This window comes from Aminivibrio pyruvatiphilus, from assembly GCF_004366815.1.
GTDB lineage: Bacteria > Synergistota > Synergistia > Synergistales > Aminobacteriaceae > Aminivibrio > Aminivibrio pyruvatiphilus.
In genome coordinates this window covers 100,640-124,757 of sequence record NZ_SORI01000009.1, presented here as the reverse complement: position 1 = coordinate 124,757, position 24,118 = coordinate 100,640, and the positions used below count along the sequence as shown (strand labels likewise).

Here is a 24,118-nt window from a genome sequence, read left to right as displayed (position 1 = left end):
ATCGCCGCCGTCAGCGTCGTCTTTCCGTGGTCGATGTGACCGATGGTTCCGATGTTCAAATGCGGCTTGGACCTCTCAAATTTCTCCTTCGCCATTGTGATTCCCTCCTCAGAAATTTAACTGGTGTAATTTTTTGCGTCAGCCTTGCAGAACCTTCTCCGCAACATCTCCTGACACGGGCTCGTAGTGATGGAACTGCATCGAGTAGGTTGCCCGGCCGGAGGTCTTGCTCCGAAGATCCGTCGCGTACCCGAACATTTCGGCGAGAGGGACGAAGCTCCGGACGACCTTCGTGTTCATCCTGGTGTCCATGCCTTCGATCCGTCCCCTCCTGGAGGAGAGGTCGCCGATGACGTCGCCGATATAGTCCTCGGGAGTCACCACTTCAACTGCCATGATAGGCTCCATCAGAACAGGGCCCGCTCTTCTCATGGCTTCCTTGAATCCCATGGAAGCCGCTATCTTGAAGGCCATTTCGGAGCTGTCCACTTCGTGGTAACTTCCGTCAACAAGGGCAACCTTCACGCCGATGACGGGATAGCCGCCCAGAATGCCGTTGTTGAGGGCTTCTTCGAGGCCCTTCTGAACGGCGGCGATGTATTCCTTCGGCACGGCGCCGCCCACGATCCTGTCCTCGAATTCGTAGCCCACTCCCTCGGGAAGGGGTTCCATTTCGAAGACCACGTGGCCGTACTGGCCCCGGCCTCCGGACTGCCGGACATACTTTCCCTCGGCCCTGGAGGAGTTCTTCACCGCCTCGCGGTACGCGACCTGGGGACGGCCGACCCTGACATCCACGCCGAACTCCCTCTTGAGGCGGTCGACGATGATCTCGAGGTGAAGCTCTCCCATGCCCGAGATGATGGTCTGGGATGTCTCCTCGTCAGTCTTCACCTTGAAGGTGGGGTCTTCTTCCGCAAGGGATACAAGTCCCTTGGTGAGCTTCAGCTTGTCGTTCTTCGTGGCGGGCTCCACGGAAAGGGAGATGACGGGCTCGGGGAACACCAGGTTCTCGAGCACCACGGGATTCGACTCATCGCAGAGGGTATCGCCGGTCCTTGTAGCCTTGAGCCCGGGAAGGGCGACGATCATGCCGGCCTCTGCTTCTTCGAGCTCCTCCCTTTTGTTGGCGTGCATCCGAAGGATGCGGCCGACCCGCTCCCTGCCGTTGTTCGTTGCGTTGAACACGGTGGAGCCCTTGGTCAGCTTGCCTGAATAGACCCGGGTGAAAACGAGCCGGCCGACGAAGGGGTCGACCATGATCTTGAAGGCGAGGGCGGTAAAGGGTTCGGCGAGACTGCTGGCCCGGGTGACATCTTCCATGGTGTCGGGGTTTGTTCCGACCACCGGAGGAAGGTCCACAGGGCTCGGGAGGTAGTCCACCACCGCATTCAGAAGCATCTGGACGCCCTTGTTCTTGAAAGCGGAGCCGCAGATGACAGGGACGATCTTCAGTCCGACGGTGCCGGCCCGGAGCGCCCTTTTGACCAGTTCGGCGGAGACTTCCTGCCCGTCGAGATAGAGGGACATGATCTCCTCGTCGTAATCGGCGAGAATTTCCACCATGGCGTCCCTGGCCGCTTTCGCCTCGTCCTCCATGGATGAAGGAACGGGCACCACGTGAGGATCGGTGCCGAGGTCGTCGGCATACTGTATGCCCCGGAACTCCACAAGGTCCACCATGCCGGTAAAGCTGTCTTCAATGCCGATGGGGAGCTGAATGGGAACAGGCCTGGCTCCAAGCTTTTCCTTGATTCCCCGGACGACGTTGTCAAAATCGGCTCCGATGCGGTCCATCTTGTTCACGAAGGCGACTCTGGGAACATGATACTTGTCCGCCTGGCGCCAGACGGTCTCCGACTGGGGTTCAACGCCCCCCACGGCGCAGAATACGGCAACCGCTCCATCGAGCACCCTCATGGATCGCTCGACTTCCACGGTAAAATCCACGTGGCCGGGTGTATCAATTATATTGATAAAATTATCTCCCCATACGCACGTAGTAGCCGCGGAGGTTATGGTGATCCCCCGCTCCCTCTCCTGCTCCATCCAGTCCATGGTGGCTGCGCCTTCATGGGTTTCGCCCATTTTGTAGTTCTTTCCGGTGTAGAAAAGAATCCGCTCGGTGGTCGTCGTCTTGCCCGCGTCGATGTGGGCGGCGATTCCGATATTTCGTATCCTTTTCATATCAAGTGTCTGCATAGCTACCACCAAGCCTCGTTTCCATCAGTTTGCAGCATAAAAATTCCTTGCTTCCGCCGCTACCAGCGGTAGTGGGCGAACGCGCGGTTTGCCTCCGCCATCTTGTGGGTGTCTTCCTTCTTCTTTATGGAGCTGCCCTCACCCTTGTAGGCGTCCATAAACTCTCTCGCAAGCCGCTCGGCCATGGGCATGCCCTTCTTGGCCCTGGAATAGTTGAGCATCCAGCGGATGCAGAGGACCTGGGCGCGCTCGGCGGGAACTTCCACCGGAACCTGGTAGGTCGCGCCGCCGACCCTGCGGGGACGGACTTCCACGAGAGGCCGGACATTGTCCATGGCCTTCTTGAAGACCTCGAAAGGCTCCGTGTTCAGCTTTTCCCCGGCGATGTCCAGCGCCCGGTACATGATTTTCTCAGCAACGCTCTTCTTGCCTTTCCGCATCAGGCTGTTGATGAACTTTGCCAGTGCGGCACTGCCGTACCTTGTGTCCGGCAGAGTCTGACGCTTCTTGACATGCCCCTTACGCGGCATAGGTCAACCCCTCCTCAAAAACCAATCTCAAGCGCCGCAAACCCTACTTGGGTCTCCTGGCGCCGTACTTGGAACGGGATCTCTTGCGATTCTCCACGCCCCCACAGTCAAGGGTTCCCCGGATAATATGATAGCGGACACCGGGAAGGTCCTTCACTCGCCCGCCCCTGACGAGCACAACGGAGTGCTCCTGCAGGTTATGGCCGATTCCGGGGATGTAGGATGTTACCTCGATCCCGTTGGTGAGGCGAACACGGGCGACCTTTCTCAAAGCCGAGTTGGGCTTCTTGGGGGTCACGGTGTACACACGGGTGCAGACACCCCTCCGCGCAGGATTTCCCTGCAGCGCAGGAGCGTCGGTCTTCCGTCTCTTTTCCTCGCGGCCATGCCGGATAAGCTGGTTAATAGTCGGCACACAACTTCCTCCTTCCATATGTTCTTTTCTATCGGGCGTTCAGACCCGTTTATCTTTCAATTCCCGCGACCGAGGCTCCGCGGCTTATGGCACATGCCCTGCCCAGCCGGACCATATCGCTGACTCTTTCCACGGGAATATCCTGTCTCCGCGCTTCCTTCTCGAGTGGGCCGACCATGGCCGGGTCGGCGTCCTCGGCGATGAAAAGTTTCGCCAACCTGCCTGCTTCAAGCTTCCGCCTCACCTGACGCTCTCCCGTGACTCTTTCGGGAACTGCCAGCTCGTTTAAAGGCAAAAGAATCCCTCCTGTGCAAAAGCACCAAGGAATAATAACAAAAGGGCGGGATTGGTGTCAAGCTGGACTTTTCCCGCCCTCTCTCCGTTCTGATTGTTCTTCCGTTCTTTACTCCTGCTTCGCCGCTCCGGCGGCTTTTTCAGCCACCGCCCTGGCGTGGGCGAGCCTGACTGCCCGGAATTTCTCGACTCCCGTTCCGGCGGGGATGAGGTGGCCGATGATCACGTTCTCCTTCAGGCCCTCGAGGGGGTCGATTTCCCCCTTGACCGCCGCCCCGGCGAGAACCTGGGCGGTCTGCTGGAAGGACGCCGCGCTCAGGAAGCTGTCCGTGGCGAGGGCCGCCTTGGTGATGCCGTGAACAAAGGGCTTCACCTTCGGCCCCTCCCGGAGCTTCCGGACAAAGGTCACCCGCTGGATGATCTTCTTTTCGTCCTTCCGGGGGCCGCCCATGGGACGGACCACCACTTCCTGCAGGTCGGGGCACCCGGCGAGGGCATCGATCACGGACTGGTTGACTTCGGCGCCGGCTTCCGCGAGGATATGTCCCTTCCTGTCCGTCACGGGCTCGAGGAGAACCTTGCCGTAGATCTTCGACGACAGGAGATCCCGGAGGAAACGGTCCCTGGAGAAGATGATACCGTCTATCTCGATGGCTGAGACCGATCCGTCGAGTATTCCTTTAATAATAGAGGCATCCACCAGCTGCGGGATGTCAGCAATGGCGTCGCCGTCCCGGTCGATGGCCTGGGTCAGGGGCTTGCCCCACTTGTCCTTGAGGCTCTCCTCGAGCTTGTCGGGTACGTTCACCCGTTCCACCGTATGCCACAGCGTGATGGCCGGGACGTTGAGCTCCCTGCACCGGGCGGCGTCCTTCGCCGTGAAGACCCGGTCCGCTTTCGCGATGAGTTCATCGTCAACGATGATGTTTTCGGCGAGATAGACCCCGTCGGCGAGCTTCTCGAGGATTTCGCCGTCCCTGACGAGCAGGGGCGTGGGGTCGTCGGCGGTGATGATGCCGAGCTGCCCGAGGGTCAGGTGCGTTCCTGCGGCAATTTCCTTGCCGTCGGAGGAGGTGAAGGGAGTGATGAGGTCCATGCCCTCCATCTGCTTCCTGAAAGCGGCCTCGCCCACGATGAGGGTGACGGGAACGCCTTCCTCGTCGTCCACCACCACGGAGGAGATCATCATGCCGGGCCTGAGGATCGTCCGGATGGCTTCCTCGTCCAGGGGGACACCGATGTACCTGGACACGGCCTCGTTGAGCTTCTGGGAAACCACGTCCCGGAGGACCCGGCCGGAGAAGATCCGCACCGCCTCGGCGATGTTGGCCTCGTTTTCCTTTTCGATCTGGGTCATCTCGGCGTCGATGTCGTCGGTCCACACGAGGTCGCCCGCCACGAAGGAGGTATCTCCCTCCTCGGTGATCTTGACCCGGTTCACCGGAGCCACTTTCCGCAGGATGACCTCGATGTGCTTGTTGTTGATGGACACGCCCTGGGAGCGGTACACTTCCTGGATCTCGTCCACGAGAGCCCGCTGTACGGCCTCGATCCCCTCGACTTCAAGGAGCTGCTGGGGGTCCACGTTGCCCTCGGTGATCTTGTCGCTCTTCCTGACTTCATCCCCCTCCTTGATGAGAAGGTTCTGGCTGATGGGGATGTTGTAGGTGGTCTTTTCCTCGCCCTCCGCGTTTTCGGAGGCGATGATGACCTTCCGCTTGCCTTCCATGACCCGTACTTCGGACACCCTGCCGTCCACGCCGGCCAGATAGGCCACTTTCTTGGGACGGCGGACTTCAAAGAGCTGCTCGATCCGGGGAAGACCCTGGGTGATGTCCTCGCCGGTGAGGCGGACGCCGCCCGTGTGGAAGGTCCGCATGGTGAGCTGGGTTCCCGGCTCGCCGATGGACTGGGCGGCCACGACGCCCACTGCCTCGCCAATGGGGACTTCCTTCCTGGTGGCCAGGTCCATGCCGTAGCACACCTGGCACACGCCGTGCCGGAGGCCGCAGGTCAGGGGGCTCCGGACCCATACGGAGTCGATTCCCGTCTTTTCTATCTTTTCCGCCGTCTCGACGGAGATGCACTCGCCTTTGGCCACTATCACGGCCCCGGTCGCGGGGTCAGCGATGTCTTCCAGGGCCGTCCGGCCGTAGATCCTCTCCGAAAGGGGGATCATGACCTTCCCGTCCTGCTTCAGGGGCTCGATGCAGATGCCGTGGTCCGTGCCGCAGTCGTGGTCCGTGATGATGAGATCCTGGGCCACGTCCACGAGACGCCTGGTGAGGTACCCCGACTTGGCGGTCCGGAGGGCGGTGTCGGCAAGGCCCTTCCGGGCGCCGTGGGTGGAGATGAAGTACTCGAGCATGTTCATCCCCTCGCGGAAGTTCGCCGTGATGGGATAATCGATGATCCGTCCCGACGGGTCGGACATAAGGCCGCGGATACCGGCCATCTGGCCCATCTGGCTCCGGCTTCCCCTGGCTCCGCTGTCGCTCATCATGCGGATGGGGTTGACCCGTTCCATGTGGTCCACGATGCTGTCGGCAATGGCTCTTGATTTCTCGGACCAGAGACTTTCCTTCTGGAAGAGGTATTCATCCTGGGTCAGAATGCCCATGTTGTACTCGGACTTGAGCTCCTCGTCCTCCTCCATGGCCTGCCTCGTCAGCTCCATCTTCTCCGGCGGGATGATGATGGACTGAACGCCGAAGCTGATGCCGCTCCGGGTGGCCCACCGGTAGCCCAGCATCTTGATGTCGTCGAGCATCTTCACCATGGCCACCCGGTCCACCATGTCGTAGGCCCGGTCGAGGATGATGCCGAGGTCCTTCTTCCCGAGCTGGCGGTTGACGAACCGCAGCCCCCGGGGGAGGATACTGTTGAAAATGACCCGTCCGGGGGACGTCTCGATCCATTTTTCCCCGCCGCCCCAATCGGGGTCGTTCATCAGTTTTATTCTGCTGTCCACCCTGACCACGCCGTGGTTGAACGCCACGAGGGCGTCGTCCAGGCTGGAGAAGTGGGGCAGTTCTTCGCCTTCCACTCCGTCCTTCATGTCGGTGAGGTAGTAGATGCCGAGCACGATGTCCTGGGTGGGCGTCATGACGGGACGGCCGCTCGCCGGGGAGAGCAGGTTGTTCGCCGAGAGCATGAGCAGCCGGGCTTCCGCCTGGGCCTCGATGGACAGGGGCACGTGGACGGCCATCTGGTCTCCGTCGAAGTCGGCGTTGAAGGCGGTGCACACCATGGGGTGCAGCCGGATGGCCTTGCCCTCCATGAGCACGGGCTCAAAGGCCTGGATGCCGAGTCTGTGGAGCGTGGGAGCCCGGTTCAGCATAACGGGATGGTCCTTGATGATCTCCTCGAGGATGCCCCAGATCTCTTCCCGGCCCCGCTCGATGATCCGCTTGGCGCTCTTCACGTTGGGGGCGAGGCCCCGCTCCACGAGCTGGCGGATGACGAAGGGCTTGAAGAGCTCCAGTGCCATCTGCTTCGGCAGGCCGCACTGGTAGATCTTGAGCTGGGGGCCGATGACGATGACGGAACGGCCGGAATAGTCCACCCTCTTGCCGAGGAGGTTCTGGCGGAACCGGCCCTTCTTTCCCCTGAGCAGGTCGGTAAGGCTCTTGAGGGGACGGTTTCCGGCGCCCAGCACGGCCTTGCCCATGCGGCCGTTGTCGATGAGGGCGTCAACGGCTTCCTGGAGCATGCGCTTTTCGTTCCGGATGATGATCTCCGGAGCCTTGAGCTCCTGGAGCTTCTTCAGCCGGTTGTTCCGGTTGATGACCCTCCGGTACAGGTCGTTGAGGTCCGACGTGGCGAACCGGCCGCCGTCGAGCTGCACCATGGGGCGCAGGTCGGGCGGGATGACCGGCAGCACTTCGAGGATCATGGACTTGGCCGTGGATTTGCTCTTCCGGAAGTCCTCCGCCACCTGGAGCCTCTTGATGAGCTTGCGCTTCTTCTGCCCGGTGCTCTCGGAGACTTCTTCCCTGAGGGCCGCGCCGAGCTGGTCGAGATCGATCTGCTCCAGCAGGGCCTGGACTCCCTCGGCTCCGATGCCCGCCCGGAATTTCTTGTCGTAGGCGGCGCAGAGGTCATACTCTCTTTCGAGGATGATGTCCGCCGGTGCGAAGGGGGAGATGCCCTCCTCGATGACCACGTAGCACGGGTCCTCCACGGTGATGACTTCCTGCTGGGCGGTGAACCTCCCGGGGAATTTCTGGCTGTAGAGCCGGAACTCGCTCTCGGAGAGGACGTCGCCCTTTTCAAAGGGAAGGTGGACTGCGGCGGTGACCACGAAGGCCTCCTGGTTTCCGGCCATGGCCCGCTCCACTTCAAAGGTGTCGCCGTGTCGCTTCCGGAGGCGCTCGAGGTCGGTGGCCGATATGACCGCGCCCTCTGCGCAGGAGGGATCGTCGGGTATGGTGACGAGGGAGAAGGCGGTCTCCACCTTGAAGCTCTCGTCGCCGTACTCCGTCTTGAACCGGGAGACCTGCCCCGCGGAGAGAAGGTCGTTCTCGTTCACGGGTACGTCGTCCACGGTGACGATCCGGAAGGCCTCCTCGGCCTTGAACTTGGGATCGTAGTGGCTGTGGATCCGGACCTCGCTCTCGGAGAGCACGTCGTTTTTCCGGGCAAGGTCGATCCGCCGCCCTTCCATGACCACCTTGTAGGCGGCTTCCCGCTGGCGGGTGGGGGCGAAGTAGACCACCTTCTCAAGGTCCTTGGTGGTGCAGCCCAGCAGCAGGCTGAGCCTGCTTGGGATGCCCCGGAGGTACCAGATGTGCACCACCGGCGCGGCGAGCTCAATATGGCCCATGCGCTCCCGGCGGACCCTGTTGTCCGTGACTTCCACGCCGCAGCGGTCGCAGATGATCCCCTTGAACTTGGGGCCGCTGCGCTTGTATTTTCCGCAGGCGCACTCGTAGCTCTTGGTGGGGCCGAAGATGCGCTCGCAGAAGAGTCCGTCCTTTTCAGGCCGGAGGGTCCGGTAATTGATGGTCTCGGGCTTCTTCACCTCTCCGCTGGAGAGTTCCCGTATTCTTTCCGGGCTTGCGAGCTTGACCCGCACCCCGAGTATTTCCCTTCGGGCCATCAGTTTTCATCCCCTTCTTCTATGGACATACCTTCAGGAAGCTCTTCGCCGAAGAGCATTTCCTCGGGAACGATCTCTTCCATTTCTTCCTCTCCGAAAACGGAGTCGCTCTTTTCCTTTTCCTCGGGTTCCTTCTCCTCGAAGACAGGGCGCTCCCTGGGGCCGGAATACCGTCCGACGGGTACCTCGTCCTCGTCGTCGTCCATGAGCAGTTCACCTATCTGGCCGTCGCTGTACTTCACTTCCACGTCGAGTCCGAGTCCCTGGAGTTCCTTTACGAGAACCCGGAAGCTCTCCGGTACGCCGGGCTTGGTGAGGTTCTGCCCCTTGACGATCCTCTCGTAGGTCTTGAGCCTTCCCCGGATGTCGTCGGACTTCACGGTGAGCATTTCCTGGAGGATGTTCGCAGCGCCGTACCCTTCCAGGGCCCAGACTTCCATTTCTCCGAACCTCTGGCCGCCGAACTGGGCCTTTCCGCCCAGGGGCTGCTGGGTGATGAGGCTGTACGGGCCGATGGACCGGGCATGGATCTTGTCGTCCACGAGGTGGATAAGCTTGAGCATGTACATGCAGCCCACGGTGACCTTCTTTTCGAAGGCGTCTCCCGTCCGGCCGTCGTACAGGGTAATCATGCCGTCGGAGGTGAGTTCGGGATATTTATCCTTGCTGAGCTGCTCCAGCAGCTCGAAAATTTCGTGCTCCTTCGCCCCCTCGAAGACCGGAGTGGCCACCTTCCAGCCGTTCTGGAAGGCCACGAAGCCCATGATGGTCTCGAGCACCTGCCCCAGGTTCATGCGGCTGGGAACGCCGAGGGGATTGAGGACCACGTCCACGGGTGTGCCGTCGGGGAGGTAGGGCATGTCCTCCGCGGGGAGGATCCTGGAGACGACGCCCTTGTTTCCGTGCCGTCCGGCCATCTTGTCTCCCACGGTGATTTTGCGGAGCTGGGCGACGTAGATCTTGACCACCTTGTTGACGCCCGGGCTGAGGGCGTCGGGGCTGTCGGCCCTGGTCATCTGCTTGACCGCCACGATTTTTCCCCGTGCTCCGTGGGGCACCTTGAGAGACGTATCCCGGACTTCCCGGGCCTTCTCTCCGAAGATGGCCCGAAGGAGCTTCTCTTCCGGCGTCTGGTCGGACTCTCCCTTGGGGGTGACCTTTCCGACGAGGATATCGCCGGCGTTGACCTCCGCACCCACGCGGACGATGCCGTCCTCGTCGAGGTTCTTCAGCATGTCCTCGCCCACGTTGGGGATGTCTCTGGTGATCTCCTCGGGGCCGAGCTTCGTGTCCCGGGCTTCGATCTCGTATTCCTCTATGTGGATGGAGGAGTAGAAGTCCTCCTTGACAAGCCGTTCGCTGAGCAGGATGGCGTCCTCGAAGTTGAAGCCCTCCCAGGGCATGAAGGCGACGATCACATTCCTTCCGAGGGCGAGCTCTCCTCCCTCGGAGGCCTGTCCGTCGGCGATGATCTGGCCCTTGGCGATGCTTTCTCCCTTGCGGACGATGGGCTTCTGGTGGATCACCGTGCCCTGGTTCGACCGGCGGAACTTGACGAGGGGATAGATGTGGGATTCAGCGCCCTTGCGGATCTCGATCCGGGTGGAATCCACGTACTCCACCACGCCGTCCTTCACTGCCACCACGCAGGATCCGGAATCCTTGGCGATGCGGTGCTCCACTCCCGTGCCCACCACGGGGGCCTCGGGAGCGATGAGGGGCACCGCCTGGCGCTGCATGTTCGAGCCCATGAGGGCCCGGTTGGCGTCGTCGTGCTCCAGGAAGGGAATGAGCGCCGTGGAGGCGGAGACGATCTGCTTGGGCGACACGTCGAGGTAGGACACTTCCTCCCGGGGCACCGTGACGATGTTGCCCTGGTACCTGGTGAAGCACTGCTCCTCGGTGATCCTGCCGTCGGCATCCACGGGGGTGTTGGCCATGCCCACGAAGACATTGTCCTCCTCGTCGGCGGACAGGAAGACGATTTCGCCGGTCACCCGGCCGTTTTCCACTTTCCGCCTCGGGGTGATGAGGAACCCGTACTCGTTGAGCCGGGCATAGGTGGCGAGGGAGGTCACGAGGCCGATGTTGGGGCCTTCAGGCGTCTCGATGGGGCAGACCCGGCCGTAATGGGTATAGTGGACGTCCCGGGCCTCGAACCCGGCCCGTTCCCTTGAAAGGCCCCCGGGGCCCAGGGCGGAAAGCCTCCGCCTGTGGGTGACCTCGGCGAGGGGGTTCGTCTGGTCCATGAACTGGGAAAGCTGACCCGATCCGAAGAATTCCCGAAGGGAGGCGGCGATGGGGCGTACGTTGATCAGGTCCCTGGCCATGGCGTTGCCCAGGTCGGGGATGGTGGTCATCCTCTCCTTGGCGATACGCTCCATGCGGAGCAGGCCGATGCGGATCTGGTTCTGGAGCAGTTCGCCCACGGAACGGACCCGCCGGTTGCCGAGATGGTCGATGTCGTCGTCCGTCTTCTCGGGGTTCTTGAGGTCGATGATCCCCCTGATGATGCTCACCAGGTCTTCCTTTGTGAGAAGGCGCACCTCCTCGGGGATCTCCAGGCCGAGCTTGCGGTTCATCTTGTACCGGCCCACGCGGCCGAGGTTGTACCTGCGGGGGTCGAAGAAGAGGCTGTGGACATATTCCCGGGCGTTCTCGATCCGGGCGGGCTCGTTGGGGCGGAGCTTGCGGAACAGCTCAACCATGGCCTCGTCCGTGTTGAAGGCCCCGTCCTTTTCAAGGGTGGCGGCCACGGCGGTGTCGGCGTCCCACACCAGGACCTTCGTCCTGCCCATGCTCCAGAGCTTCTCCAGGTGTTCCTTGGTGATGGTCCTGTTCCTGGGCAGCACCGTGGAGCCGTCCTGGTCGAGGACGGACTCGGCGGACAGCATGCCCTTCACGTCCTCCTCGGTGACATCCTTCTGCACCGTCTTCGCATCGAAGAGGTCGAGGACGCCTTCGTTTGTGGACGCGCCGAAGATTTTCAGCAGGAGGGTCGCGGGAATCTTCTTCCTGTTGTCGATATTGACGGAGATAAGATCCCCGGGGGTCAGGCTGAATTCGAGCCATGCTCCCCTGTCGGGGATGATTTTCGCGGAATAGGCTTCCTGGCCGGGAATCTGTTCATCCTTGGTGAAATAGACGCCTGCGGAGCGGGCGAGCTGGTTTACCACCACGCGCTCCGTTCCGTTGATGATGAAGGTGCCTCTTCCCGTCATCAGGGGGAAGTCGCCGAGGAAAATCTCCTCTTCCTTCATTTCTTTCGTCTTCCGGTTCACCAGACGAATTGTGGCCCTGATGGGCCGCGACCAGGTGAGATCCCTCTGGCGGGATTCCTCTTCCTCGGTGGAGGGTTCGTCGAGAAGATACCTGACGAACTCGAGGGCGAAGGAGCCGTCATAGCTTTCGATAGGAAACACTTCGTGGAGCAGTTCCTGCAGCCCCTGAGGAACCCGCGCCTCCGGAGCGGCGTCTTCCTGGCAGAACCAGTTGTATGAGTCGCGCTGCACCTCGATCATGTCGGGAATCTCGACAAGATCCCGGGCACGTCCGAAGGTCAATCTCTGGCGCTCGCTGCTGACGGGGACAAATTCGGCCATGAACCGTATGACCTCCCTGAAAAGATTGGTGGGAAATGAGTACTGACAAATAGAAAAGATAACAAAAAGGTCGCATTATGTCAACGGACATAATACGACCTTTAGAAAAAAGGTTGCTGCTTTTTCTTCAGTATGGTGCCGAGGCGGGGACTCGAACCCCGACAGGCTATCGCCCACTAGAACCTGAATCTAGCGCGTCTACCAATTCCGCCACCCCGGCTTGAATCACGAGGGTAATTTTAGCAAGGCCCGGAGCCTTTGGCAAGCCTTAATTTTCCAAGCCGCTGTTCTTCTCTCCGGAAGACGCTCTTTCCAGGCGATCCCTGAGGGCGAGGGCGATGCCCGCCTCGTTCCCGGGCCGCTGGGCGACAATGACCGAAGCTCCTGACGACTCGAGAACCCGAAGGGCGTGGAAGAGTCCCCGGGCAAAATTTTCCGGCGTGGAAAACCGGAGGGATAGCTCCCCGTCCGTCTCGCCGGGAGCGAAGAGGATCTCCGGTCCGTCCATGCCGAGCCAGGCAATCCGTCCCCCGAAGGCGAGGGCTTTCTCCCTCGCGCCTGCTCCGTCGTGCAGGATCAGCGGAACCGAGGGGGCATAATGGCGATATCTCGTTCCCGGGGAGCGGCGCACATTGCCGCCTGAACGGAGAACCTGTCCGCCCGTCCTGCCCTCGATCTCCTCCACCGGGCATCCTCCCGGCCGCAGAAGGACCATCTGCTCCCCCGTGAGGTCGAGAACCGTGGACTCGAGTCCCACTGACGTGGGGCCGCCGTCGAGGACGAGATCCACCCTGTCCTCCAGGTCCGAGGCCACGGCAAGGGCATCAGTGGGGCTGGGCCGGCCGCTGGAGTTGGCGCTCGGCGCGGCCACCGGCAGTCCCGCCGCCGCGATCAGGGCAAGGGCCACGGGATGGGAGGGCATCCGGACCGCAACGGTGTCGAGGCCCGCCGTCACTTCCCGCGGCACGACTCCCCGGGAGGGAAGGACCAGTGTCAGGGGACCGGGCCAGAACAGCTCCATGAGCCGTCTGGCCCTCCCGTTCACCAGGACGGCCGATTCTGCGTCCCCGGGGGAGGAAAAATGCAGGATCAGGGGATTGTCCGAGGGACGCCCCTTGGCGGCATAGATTTTCGCCGCAGCAGCAGGGTCGAGGCCGTTCGCCCCGAGGCCGTAGACGGTCTCCGTGGGAAAGGCGACGAGGCGGCCGCATCGGAGAAACTCCGCAGCCTCTCCGATGGCCTTCGGGTCCGGGTTCCAGGGATCCACGGCGAGAATGCGGGGAAAACTCACTCCGCCTCACCTCCGGAGAAACGGCCGAGAAAGGCCCGCCGGAATTCCGGGAACCTGCCTTCGAGAATAGCCTTCCTCATTTCTTCGCCCAGACGGATCAGAAACCGGAGATTGTGCCAGCTGCACAGCCTGGAGGCGAGGATCTCCCCGGAGCGGTACAGGTGGCGGATATAGGCCCTGGTGAAGGTCCGGCAGGCATAGCAGTCGCACTCCGGATCCACGGGGGTAAAATCCCGTTCGTACTGTTTTTTTTTGATGTTCACCGCACCATAGGGGGTGAAGAGGGTACCGTTTCTCCCGTTTCTCGTGGGGAGGACGCAGTCGAACATGTCGATGCCCCGGGCCACTCCCTCCACCAGGTTGTCGGGACGCCCGACCCCCATGAGATACCGGGGCTTGCCGGAGGGGAGCACGCCCTTCAGGCTGTCGAGGATGCGGTACATGTCCCCGTGGGGTTCTCCCACGGAGAGGCCGCCCACGGCATAGCCGGGGAAATCCATGGGAATGATGTCCTTCGCCGAGCGGAGCCTGAGGTCCTCCCAGACGGACCCCTGGACGATGCCGAACAGGGCCTGCCGCCGCTCCCCCTGCCATTCCCGGGCGTGGGCCTCCTTCGACCTGGCGGCCCAGAGGGCGGTGCGCCGCACCGCCCCTTCCGCCTCCTCCCTGGAGCAGGGCCAGGGGGCGCACTGGTCGAAGCACATGGCGATGTCGCTGCCGAGTTGTTTCTGTACGGACATGGACCACTCGGGGTTCATGACGTGTGGGGTCCCGTCGTGGTGAGACCTGCACCAGACCCCTTCGTCGGAAATCCGGTTGAGGGTGGAGAGGGAGAAGACCTGGAAGCCGCCGCTGTCGGTGAGAATGGGCCTTTTCCACTGCATGAAGCCGTGGAGCCCTCCTCCTTCGGCGACGATGTCCGCGCCGGGCCTGAGATAGAGATGGTAGGTATTGGCCAGGATGATCCTCGCCCCCATCTCCTCGAGTTCGAAGGGAGCCATGGCCTTCACGGTGGCCTGGGTCCCCACGGGCATGAAGACCGGGGTTTGAATGTCTCCCCTGGGAGTATGGAGAGTTCCCGCCCGGGCCCCGGTGACGGGGCAGACGGCGTCGAGGGTGAAGCTGAAGGCCGTGTCCGGGAAATTCATCGTCCTGCCTCCACCGCGGTGCAGGGATCTCCCCAGCCGAAGAGCCGGGCCGCGTTGGCGGATACGGTCCGGGCCAGGTCCTCCAGGGAGACGTTGCGGACGTCCGCCGCCGTTTCATAGACCAGCTTCACGAAGGCGGGCTCGTTGGTCTTTCCCCGGTACGGCACGGGGGCCAGCCAGGGGGAGTCTGTCTCCAGAAGGATCCTGTCCGGGGGCAGGCTGCGGAACAGGTCCCGGAGCCCTCCGTTCCGGGCGAAGGTCAGGGGGCCTGCGAAGGAGAGGCAGTAGCCCGCCTCCAGGAAGAAGGCGGCATCCTCTTCCGTGCCGGAAAAGCAGTGGATGACTCCGGTGGTTTTGGAGGCACCCTCTTCCCTGAATATGGCGATTATGTCCCCGTAGGACTCGCGGCCATGGACCACCAGGGGCAGCCCCGATTCGAGGGACCAGCGGATGTGGGCCCGGAAGGCTTCCTTCTGCTGCTCCCGGGGCGAATGGTCGTAATGATAGTCAAGACCCGTTTCGCCTATGGCGACCACCCGGGGGGACGCGGCCAGGTCCGCAAGCTCCCGGGGAATGCCCTTCCCCTCCACGGAGCAGGAGGGTATGGAGGCGGCGTCGTGGGGATGGACCCCCACGGCGGCAAATACCCCGAGGAGCGCGTATTTTTCGGCCGTGGCCACCGCCAGGGCGCTCGTGGGGACGGTGCTTCCCGCGAGGAGCATCCGGGCGACCCCGGCGTCCGAAGCTCTTTTGAAGACGGCGTTCGCGTCTCCGTAACCGTCCCGCCCCTCGATGACGTGGCAGTGGGTGTCCGCCAGGACGGGGCGGGCCGTGTTTCTGTCGTGGTTTTCCATGATCGTTTCCTCTTTTTCTCTTCAATAAAAACCGGGAGTCTCCGGCAGCTCCGCCGGAGGCTCCCGGGAATTCCGTCCGGGGCTGGGGCGTTCAGCTGACCCTGCAGCCCAGGGGGATGTCCCTGTCGGGGGTCAGGAGGGAGAGGGTGGTCTTCTTCCCGTCTCCGGCTGCCAGGAGCATGCCGTTGCTCTCCACGCCGCAGAGCTTCGCCGGCTTCAGGTTGGCCACGATCACGATGCGCTTGCCCAGAAGCTCTTCCGGGGTGAAGAATTCCTTTATGCCGGAGACGATGGTCCGCTTCTCATACCCGAGGTCGATGGAAAGCTTGTAGAGCTTCTTCGACTTGGGAATCTCCTCCACACTGACGATCTGGGCCACCCGGAGTTCCACGGCCCGGAAGGCGTCGATCTCCACCGCTTCCTCGTGCTCCAGGGGGATCTCCGGCGCGGGGGCGGCCGCGGCGGGAGCGGCCTTCCGCCCATCCCTGGCCTCCTTGTCCTTCTTCCATTCGTTCATGTCGATCCGTGGAAAGAGCACCTTGCCCTTGTTCACCTTCAGCCCCGGGGTCCTCTCGCCCCAGGCAAAGCCGTCGATGGCACACTTTCCGGGGTCTCCCTCCAGGCCGAGCTGTTCCCACAGGCGGGCCGCCGTGTCGGGAACGAAGGGGGCCACGAGGAGGGAGCCGAGCCTGAGGACGTCGTACAGGGTGTTGAGCACCCGGTGCAGGTCCTCTTCCTTCCCCTCCTTGGCGAGCTTCCAGGGCATGGTCTCGTCGATGTACTTGTTGCCCCTGCCGATGAGAGCCCAGATGGCCTTCAGGGCCTCGTCGAAGGCGAAATCGGAGATCTTTTCGTCCACGTCCCGCACGGTTTTGGCGGCAAGCTCCGCAATCTCCTGCTCAAGCTGCCCTGCGGCGCCCGAGACCGGAAGGACGCCGCCGCAGAAGTTGTCCACCATCTGGAGGGTCCGGTTGAGAAGGTTGCCCAGATCGTTGGCGAGGTCGGAGTTGATCCTCCCCACCAGGGCAGCTTCCGAGAAGTCGCCGTCAAGGCCGAAGGGCACTTCCCGCAGGAGGAAATAGCGGAAGGGATCCCGTCCGTACCGCTCCACCATCTCGAAGGGATCCACCACGTTGCCCCTGGACTTGGACATCTTCTCCCCCTCCACGGTCCACCAGCCGTGGGCGAAGACCGTCACGGGAGGGTTCACGCCCAGGGCGAGGAGCATGATGGGCCAGACGACGCAGTGGAAGCGGATGATGTCCTTTCCCACGAGGTGGTGGGCCGAGGGCCAGAATCTGGCGAACTTCTCCGGGTCGTCCAGGTAGCCGCAGGCGGTCACATAGTTGATGAGGGCGTCGAACCACACGTACACCACGTGGGCATCGTCGCCTGGAACAGGGATGCCCCATTTCAGCGTGGTCCTGGAGATGGACTGGTCCCGGACGCCGCTTTTCAGGAAGCTCACGATCTCGTTGTATCGGCTCCTGGGCATGACCCCGCGGAGATTCTTCTCGTAGTACTCGAGGAGCCGGGGCACGTACTTCGACGCCCGGAAAAAGTAGCTCTCCTCCTCCATCATCTGGAGGGGACGCCTGCAGTCCGGGCATGTCTTGTCCTCGCCCATGCTGCTCTCAGGCACGTAGGTCTCGCAGGGGACGCAGTACCAGCCCTCGTAGGTTCCCTTGTAGATGTCCCCCTGGTCGAGAAGCTTTTTGAAGATGGCCTGCACGGTCCTGTGGTGTCGCTCCTCGGTGGTGCGGATGAAGTCGTCGTTGGAGATGCCGAGAGCGTGCCAGAGCTCCCTGAAGTTCAGCACGGTACGGTCGGCGAGCTCGATGGGGGTCAGCCCCTTGGCGGCGGCGCTCTGCTGGATCTTCTGCCCGTGCTCGTCCGTCCCGGTGAGGAACATGACGTCATAGCCCTTCATGCGCTTGTACCGGCACATCACGTCGGCGGCGATGGTGGTGTAGGCGTGGCCGATGTGAGGAATGTCGTTCACGTAGTAAATCGGGGTGGTGAGATAAAAGGTTTTGTTCTCCTGGTTCAGGTTCTCCGGCATGGCAGTTCCCTCCTGCGTTTCCTCGAATTCAGTCCTCCGCTTTTTCAGCGAAAAGGAACGATTTGACGTCATTTTTCGATAAACCATACTCCTTCGAGACGATTTTGACAACCTCCCGGGAGGAAAGGCCTTCCGACAGCATGGCCAGGGCCGCTTCCCTCCACCGGTCACCGTCGGGTTCCGGCGGGGAGGCCCCTTCCACCACCAAGACGATCTCGCCCCGGACTCCCTCCGCCACGGAATCCGCAAGTTCCGCCAGGGTACCCCTCCGGGCCTCCTCGTACACCTTGCTGATCTCCCGGACGAGGGCGGCACTCCTGTTTCCGAGCACGTCCGCGGCGTGGCGGAGATGCTTCTCCGCCTTGTGGGGCGACACGTAGAAGACAAGAGTGCACTGCAGGGGAGCCAGATCCAGGAGGACCTTCTCCCTCTCCCCCTGTTTGTCGGGAAGAAAGCCGTGGAACAGGAAGGGGTGGGGCTGCAGTCCGGAGAGCACGAGGGCGGGGACGAAGGCCGTGGGCCCGGGCAGGACCGTCACGTCCACTTCCTCATCAATGCATCTCCGAACGATTTCCCAGCCCGGGTCGGAAATGCCGGGCGTTCCCGCGTCGGAGATGAGGGCGACATTTTTCCCCTCCGCCAACAGGGAGAAAAGGTGCTCCGTCCTGCCCTTTTCGTTGTGGGCGTGGTAGGAGACGAGGCGGGCCGAAATGCCGAAATGCCGGAGCAGGGGCAGGGAGGTCCGGGTATCCTCGCAGGCGATCACGTCGGCTTCCTTCAGCATCCGGACAGCCCTCGGCGTCATGTCTTCCAGGTTTCCCACAGGGGTGGGGATCACTGCGAGCGGCATGGCAGTCCCTCCTTCGTATAGGCGGACAAAAGCTCTTCCGTGTACTTCCCGCTGCCGTCCGCGATGAAAAGAGGAGGCTCCACGGTCATGCCCGGTTTTCCGCCCCGGAGGGCTTCCACGAGGACCACCGAGGCTTTCCTTCCCGGCAGGGGGTGGACAAAGCGGACCCGCTTGGGCTCCACACCCTGCTCCGAAAGGGAGGAAATGAGTTCGGCGCTCCTGCCCGCCCGGAAGACAACGTACATCCTTCCCCGGTGCTTCAGAAGATGCCTTCCCGCCCCCGCCAGGTCGGAAAGAGAGCACCAGATACCCTGACGGGCAGGCCGGTCCGAACTGGAGGCGCTGGGCCTTCCGCGGCCGGGTTCCCCGTAGGGAGGGTTCATGGCCACGCAGTCGAAGGACTGGGCGGGAAAGAGGGTCCCTGAATTCCTGAGGTCGCCCCGGACGACGGACACTCTCCCCGAGAGCCCGTTGGAAAGGGCGTTCTCCTCCGCGAGGGCCGCCAGATCCTCCTGGATCTCGAGTCCGGTGACGGTCACAGAGGGGAACCGCAGGGCGAGGATCAGCGACACGGCGCCGGAGGCGCACCCGAGCTCCATGACCCTGCCCCCCGAACGGGGGAAAGTATTCCGGACATAGGCTGCGAGAAGGATGGTGTCCACGTTCACCCTCGGCCCCCCGGCGGGCTGACGGAGGGAAAGGGCGCCGTAGAGAAGATCGTCCCTCGTGACGGTCATCGCCGCACCGCCCCGGAAAACCTTCTGCTGTCCCTCTCCTCCGGCTCGGCCCAGTCCTCCACCTTCATCCCCACGACCTTTGAGAGCCCGGGCTCCGCGAGGGTGACGCCGTAGAGGATGTCGGCCCTCTCCATGGTGGCCCGGCGATGGGTCATGACGAGAAGCTGGATCCCCTTGCCCTGGCCGGGAGGCGAGGAATATTCCCTTGCAAGGTCCCCGAACCTCAGGAGGTTCGATTCGTCAAGGGCGGCGTCCACTTCGTCGAGGACCGCCAGGGGCACCCCTGCCACTTCCATGGAGGCGAAGAGGTAGGCTATGGCTGTGAGGGTCTGCTCGCCGCCCGAAAGCTGGGCCAGGTTCTGCAGGTGCTTTCCCGGGGGACGGGCCACGATCTCCACCCCGGCGTCCCAGGCGGGGGACGCCTCTTTCTCCCCCTCGTCGGGGGAGTCGTCGGGATCGGGTCCCTGAAGGCGAAGCCAGGCTTCCCCTCCGCCGAAGAGCCTGCAGAAGAGGGAATTGAAGCGGGAGTTGATGTTCTCCAGGGCCTCGCCGAAAAGGACGCCCACATGGCGGTCCGTCTCGCTGATGATGCCCCGGAGTTCCCCTATGGCCGCACGCACGTCCCCGAGCTGCTCGGAGAGAAAGGCTACACGGGCGGACAGGGACTGGTCCTCGGAAAGGGCCCCCCATTCCACGTTCCCGAGAGCCCGAAGTTCCCGCTCCAGTCTGCGGACCGCCGCCGAGGCGGCTTCCCCTTCCTCTCCGGAGGGAGCTTCTTCGGGACTGTAGGGGTACTGTTCTTCCCACATCTCGGCGAGCTGCCGGAGTTCGCCGTTCAGCACCTCCCTTTTCGAGGCGATGGTACGGGCCCGTTCTCCGGCGGCGCCGGCGGCCTCCACAGCTCTCCTGCTCCGGGCGGAAATCCGCCCCGAACGGGAAGCCAGCAGCTTTTCCTTTTCGAGCAGAACCTGCAGGGCGGCCTCCTTCTCCCGGATCTCCCGGAAAAGGACATACTGCTCCCTGCCCCACCGTTCAAGGCGCTCCTTCTCTCCCCGCTCCCTGGCGAGACAGCTCTCCCGCTCGCCCCCGAGCAGGGTCAGCCTCTCCCGGGTCCGCTCAAGTTCGGAGGCGGCCCGGTTCCTGAGGGAGGCCACGCTGGACAGGCGCTCCTCCAGAAGGACGCAGGTATTTTCCGCTTCGGCGAGCCGCGCCGGAAGGGAGGCTTCTTCATCGTCTCCGCTCTGGGACGGCATGGAAGCGGAGAGGGTTTCCATCTCCCCGTCGATCTCGGCCATCCGTTTCTCCCACGAGGCAGCATCGGCGAGTGCCTGGAACCGGTCACGGTCCAGCCGTTCTCCGGCGGCCCGCTCGATGTCCATGTCCCGATTCTTTTCCTCAAGGCGCTTTCTGGTCTCCCGCAGCTCCAGGGTAAGGGCTTCTTTTTCGGCGGACCGGGCCCGTTCCAGGGTCTCTTCCTTTTCGAGGGCGGCGGCAAGGGAGGCGGCTTCCTGCCTGACCCTTTCGAGGCGTTCCTCCGCCTCCCGGATACGGCGGCGCCGTTCGATGGCCCCCGCGGCGGCCCGTGTCCGTCCGCCGCTCACCGTGCCCGAGGGAAGGAACACTTCCCCCTCCAGGGACGCTATGGGATAGGAAGCTCCCCTGGAAGCGAGCTGCGCCCCAACGGAGTACTCCTCCACCAGCAGCAGGTCCCCGAGGAGGTGGGAAACGCAGGTTTCCCACTCATCCGACGGCGTGATGATCTCCATGGCCCAGCCCACGATCCCCCGGGCGGGAAGGGCGGCCCTTCTGTCGGGAAACCGGGGGCGGCTTTTCTCGAGGGGAAGGAAGGTGGCTCGTCCCGCCCGGCGTTCCTTCAGGAGATCGATGCAGGCTCCGGCCTCGGCCAGAGTCTTGACGAAAATCCAGTACTGCCGTCCTCCCAGGTATGCCTCCAGGGCGGAGGTGATTGAGGGGGGGCAGGAAAAGGACTCGGCGGCCACCGTCACCGGAATCTGAAGTTTCCCGAGGCGGTATGCCGATGTGAGAAAACGGACGGGTTCCGGGTAGGACGAGCTCTCCGCCGTCTTCAGGTCCTCGGCGGCCGCTTCGAGGGAAGCGGCTTCCTTCCGGGCCTGCTGCAGGGCGGAAGCCGTTTTCCGGCAGGCGGCAAAGGCGTCGCCGTGAGCCTCCACCACTTCGGCCTCCCTCCGTTCAAGACCGGCAATTTTCTCTTCCAGGGCGGCCGACTCTTCCTTCATGGCGGCCAGAGCCTTTCCGGACGCCATGATCCGGGCGTCGCAGTCGGCAAGAAAGGCCTCCCGGGATTCCTTTTTCGACCGCAGGGTTTCCTTTTCCCCGCCCAGAGCCGAAAGGGCGGCGGAGAGGTTTTTTTTCCTCTCCAGCTCTTTTTCGATGGCAGCCCGGAGCTCGTTCATACGGCCCCGGAGCCTGTCTCTTTCCCCGACAGCGGAGGCACGCTCGGCGGAAAGGGCGTTCTCCTTCGAGAGAATATCGCCCCTTTCGGCCTCCATTTCTCCGAGACGGGCTGAAAGGGTTTTCTTCTCCCCTTCAAGGGAGGCCATCCTGGAGCGTATCTCCCGGACGGCGGCGGCGGCGGCGAAGCAGCTTCTCCGGAGATCCTCCCTCTTCCGGAGCAGCTCCTCCCGGTCTCCCCTCAGGCATTTCACCCGCTCTTCAAGTTCCCCCCGCTCCCGGAGAGAGCGGCCGTACATTTGTTCCCACAGGTCTCTCCAGCGGATACGGAAGGCCTCTTCCGCGCCAAGGGTCCGGATTTCCTCCCCGAGGGCGTCCAGGCTTTTTTCGAGAACGCGCCTCCGGTGAAAATAAAAGAGCCGCCGTTTTTCCTCCAGCCCGTCGGTGATGACCTTAGCCCGGGACGCGAGGGCGACGGCAGGAGCTATCTCCTCCCTACGGTTGGTGAGTTCGGCCACCAGGGCCCCGAGCCGGAGGCTTTCCTCCTCCGCCGAGACAAGCTTGGCAGAAGTCTCGTTCCTTTTTCGGCGGTACTGGTCGATGCCGAAGAGAAGCTCGAGATGGGCCCGTCTCTGGGCAGGCCTCTGGCGGATGGCCTCCGCCACCTCTCCCTGGCCGATAAAGGCGAACTGGTCGCCTTCGAGCTTCCAGAGCCTCTTTACGGCATCGAGGTCGGACAGCCTCGTCCGGATGCCGTCCACGGTAATCACCGCGCCCGTTTCCGGTGAAAAAGATCTCTTGAGGACGCAGCTTTCTGCGCCGGCAGTTCCGTCCTGCCTGATGAAAAGGGCCACTTCCGCTCTTGTTGCAGGGGGAATGCTCACGCTTCCGGAAAAAAGCAGGTCCCCCTGCCTGACGATCCTGAGCCTCTGGAATCCACCGTCGCCCAGCACCCACCGGAGGGCGTCGAGGAGGTTGCTCTTTCCGCTCCCGTTGGGGCCCACGATGGCGGTGAGCCCCGGGGAAAACACCAGGTCCTGGGAAGCCCCGAAACTTTTGAAGCCTTTAAGATGTAGACGTTCGATATACAACGAGACGGGCCTCCCATTTTTCCATCTGTTCCATTCTCCGCTCCACCTGCTCGAGCCCTCCCTGGGCGTCCAGCCGGAACTTGCTCCAGGCGAAGTCGGGAACCGCCGCGAGGAAGATCTTCCGGCCGAGCTCCTCCTCCCAGAGGGAGAGGTAGGTTTCGTAAATGTAGTGGGCCACCGCCGGGTTGGCCTCCAGCAGGAGGGCCTCCGAGCGGTTCGACGCCGACACTTTCCGGAGAAAGCGCTTGATGGTCATGGATATGGTGTCCTCCCGGTGAACCCACCCGTTGCCGCTGCAGAAGGGGCAGCTCCTGGTGAGGGTGGACCGGATGTCGGGCCGGGCCCGCTTTCTGGTGATCTCCACGAGCCCGAGCTGGGATACGCCGAAAATACGCGCCCGGTACCGGTCGGGCAGGAACACCTCTTCCAGTCGCTTCAAGAGGAGTGCCCTGTCTTCCTCGTAATCCATGTCGATGAAATCGATGACCACGATGCCGCCGATGGCCCGCAGCCGGAGCTGCCGGGCGATTTCGGACGCGGCCTCGAGATTGGTCTCCAGCACCGTATGGCGGAGGTCCGTCTTGCCGATGAATTTTCCCGTGTTCACGTCGATGACCGTCAGCGCCTCGGTGTGGTCGATGATGAGATAGGCCCCGGACTGGAGCCACACCTTTCGCTCCAGGGCCGCCTCGATCTCCTTTTCGATGCCGTAGAACTCGAAGAGGGGCGTGGTGCCCCCGTAGAGGCTCACCTCCGGGTGGTCCGTTCCCGAGAAGAGGGACAGGCTGTTGTTGACGTTTTCGTACTCTTCCCTGCCGTCCACCACGATCTCGGACACGGCGTCGGTGAGCTCGTCCCGGAGGACTCTCCCGAGAAGGCCCAGGTCCCTGTAGAGCAGGCACGGGGCGGACTGGATCCTGCCGTTGTGCTCGATCTCCCTCCAGAGCGCGAGGAGAACCTCCACGTCATGGGAGAGGCTTTCCTCGTCCACCCCTTCGGCAGCGGTCCGGACGATGATGCCGTAATCCTCTCCCCGAAGTTCCCGGGCGATGGTCTTCAGTCTCCTGCGTTCGTTCTCGTCAATGATCCTCTTGGAAACCCCCGACTCCTGGCCGTGGGGCACGAGGACCACGTAGCGCCCCGGAAGGGAGATCCGGGAAGTTACCCGGGCTCCCTTGTTCTTCCTCGCCGTCTTGGTGACCTGGACGAGCAGCTCCTGGTTCGGCTGGAGATTGAGCCCCCGGGCGTCGTTCAGGTACAGGAAGGCGTTCCTTCCGTCGCCGAGGTTGACGAAGGATGCGTGGATGCCCGGAAGGACGCTCTCCACCCGGGCCTTGTAGATCTCTCCCGCTTTCTGGCGCTCCCACATCCGCTCCACGAACAGGTCGGCGAGGCGGCCCTCCTCGATGATGGCGACCCTCGTCTCTTCCGGATCGATGCAGTTGGCCACAATCTTCCGGTTCACGGCGCCCGGCTCCGCATGTCTTTCACTCACGGCGACGCCCTCC

General features: G+C 62.8%; 15 protein-coding genes and 1 tRNA gene. All 16 read right to left on the bottom strand.

All coding sequences use genetic code 11. From position 1 onward, the window contains the following. A partial coding sequence (locus C8D99_RS08525; protein ID WP_133957710.1) for a GTP-binding protein occupies window positions 1-95 on the bottom strand: 95 nt, incomplete at its 3' end. Between the two features lie 43 nt (window positions 96-138). Further along, complete coding sequence (gene fusA, locus C8D99_RS08520) at window positions 139-2,202, bottom strand: elongation factor G (RefSeq protein WP_133957709.1); 2,064 nt, start codon at window positions 2,200-2,202, stop codon at window positions 139-141. Window positions 2,203-2,261: 59 nt separating this feature from the next. Continuing rightward, complete coding sequence (rpsG, locus tag C8D99_RS08515; protein WP_133957708.1) at window positions 2,262-2,732, bottom strand: 30S ribosomal protein S7; 471 nt, start codon at window positions 2,730-2,732, stop codon at window positions 2,262-2,264. 43 nt (window positions 2,733-2,775) lie between these two features. Next, window positions 2,776-3,147, bottom strand: coding sequence for a 30S ribosomal protein S12 (rpsL, locus tag C8D99_RS08510; protein ID WP_133957707.1), 372 nt, complete (start codon window positions 3,145-3,147; stop codon window positions 2,776-2,778). A 49-nt stretch (window positions 3,148-3,196) separates the two neighbouring features. Next, window positions 3,197-3,442, bottom strand: a complete 246-nt coding sequence (locus C8D99_RS08505; RefSeq protein WP_133957706.1) for a ribosomal L7Ae/L30e/S12e/Gadd45 family protein — start codon at window positions 3,440-3,442, stop codon at window positions 3,197-3,199. A 108-nt stretch (window positions 3,443-3,550) separates the two neighbouring features. Next, window positions 3,551-8,542: a DNA-directed RNA polymerase subunit beta' gene (gene rpoC, locus C8D99_RS08500; RefSeq protein WP_133957705.1), complete on the bottom strand. Its 4,992-nt coding sequence runs from the start codon at window positions 8,540-8,542 to the stop codon at window positions 3,551-3,553. Further along, the gene (gene rpoB / locus C8D99_RS08495; protein ID WP_133957704.1) at window positions 8,542-12,144 is read right to left on the bottom strand and encodes a DNA-directed RNA polymerase subunit beta; all 3,603 of its coding nucleotides are present in this window, start codon (window positions 12,142-12,144) and stop codon (window positions 8,542-8,544) included. The genes rpoC and rpoB overlap by 1 nt, the downstream gene beginning before the upstream one ends. A gap of 133 nt (window positions 12,145-12,277) precedes the next feature. Further along, window positions 12,278-12,364 (bottom strand) — tRNA-Leu (locus tag C8D99_RS08490). A 48-nt stretch (window positions 12,365-12,412) separates the two neighbouring features. Further along, complete coding sequence (locus C8D99_RS08485; protein ID WP_133957703.1) at window positions 12,413-13,435, bottom strand: L-threonylcarbamoyladenylate synthase; 1,023 nt, start codon at window positions 13,433-13,435, stop codon at window positions 12,413-12,415. Then, complete coding sequence (gene tgt, locus C8D99_RS08480) at window positions 13,432-14,583, bottom strand: tRNA guanosine(34) transglycosylase Tgt (RefSeq protein WP_133957702.1); 1,152 nt, start codon at window positions 14,581-14,583, stop codon at window positions 13,432-13,434. Before tgt ends, C8D99_RS08485 begins: the two co-directional genes overlap by 4 nt. Continuing rightward, window positions 14,580-15,437: a TatD family hydrolase gene (locus C8D99_RS08475; protein WP_133957701.1), complete on the bottom strand. Its 858-nt coding sequence runs from the start codon at window positions 15,435-15,437 to the stop codon at window positions 14,580-14,582. Before C8D99_RS08475 ends, tgt begins: the two co-directional genes overlap by 4 nt. A gap of 91 nt (window positions 15,438-15,528) precedes the next feature. Then, complete coding sequence (gene metG, locus C8D99_RS08470; RefSeq protein ID WP_133957700.1) at window positions 15,529-17,499, bottom strand: methionine--tRNA ligase; 1,971 nt, start codon at window positions 17,497-17,499, stop codon at window positions 15,529-15,531. A 28-nt stretch (window positions 17,500-17,527) separates the two neighbouring features. Continuing rightward, window positions 17,528-18,349, bottom strand: coding sequence for a 16S rRNA (cytidine(1402)-2'-O)-methyltransferase (gene rsmI, locus C8D99_RS08465; RefSeq protein ID WP_133957699.1), 822 nt, complete (start codon window positions 18,347-18,349; stop codon window positions 17,528-17,530). Continuing rightward, window positions 18,334-19,086 carry a tRNA1(Val) (adenine(37)-N6)-methyltransferase gene (locus tag C8D99_RS08460; RefSeq protein WP_133957698.1) on the bottom strand — a complete coding sequence of 251 codons (753 nt, stop codon included), beginning with the start codon at window positions 19,084-19,086 and terminating at the stop codon, window positions 18,334-18,336. The genes rsmI and C8D99_RS08460 overlap by 16 nt, the downstream gene beginning before the upstream one ends. Further along, complete coding sequence (gene smc / locus C8D99_RS08455; RefSeq protein ID WP_133957697.1) at window positions 19,083-22,610, bottom strand: chromosome segregation protein SMC; 3,528 nt, start codon at window positions 22,608-22,610, stop codon at window positions 19,083-19,085. Before smc ends, C8D99_RS08460 begins: the two co-directional genes overlap by 4 nt. Then, window positions 22,585-24,105 (bottom strand): Rne/Rng family ribonuclease, encoded by a 1,521-nt coding sequence (locus C8D99_RS08450; RefSeq protein WP_243833874.1) that lies wholly within the window; start codon window positions 24,103-24,105, stop codon window positions 22,585-22,587. The genes smc and C8D99_RS08450 overlap by 26 nt, the downstream gene beginning before the upstream one ends. Between the last annotated feature and the right edge of the window lie 13 nt (window positions 24,106-24,118).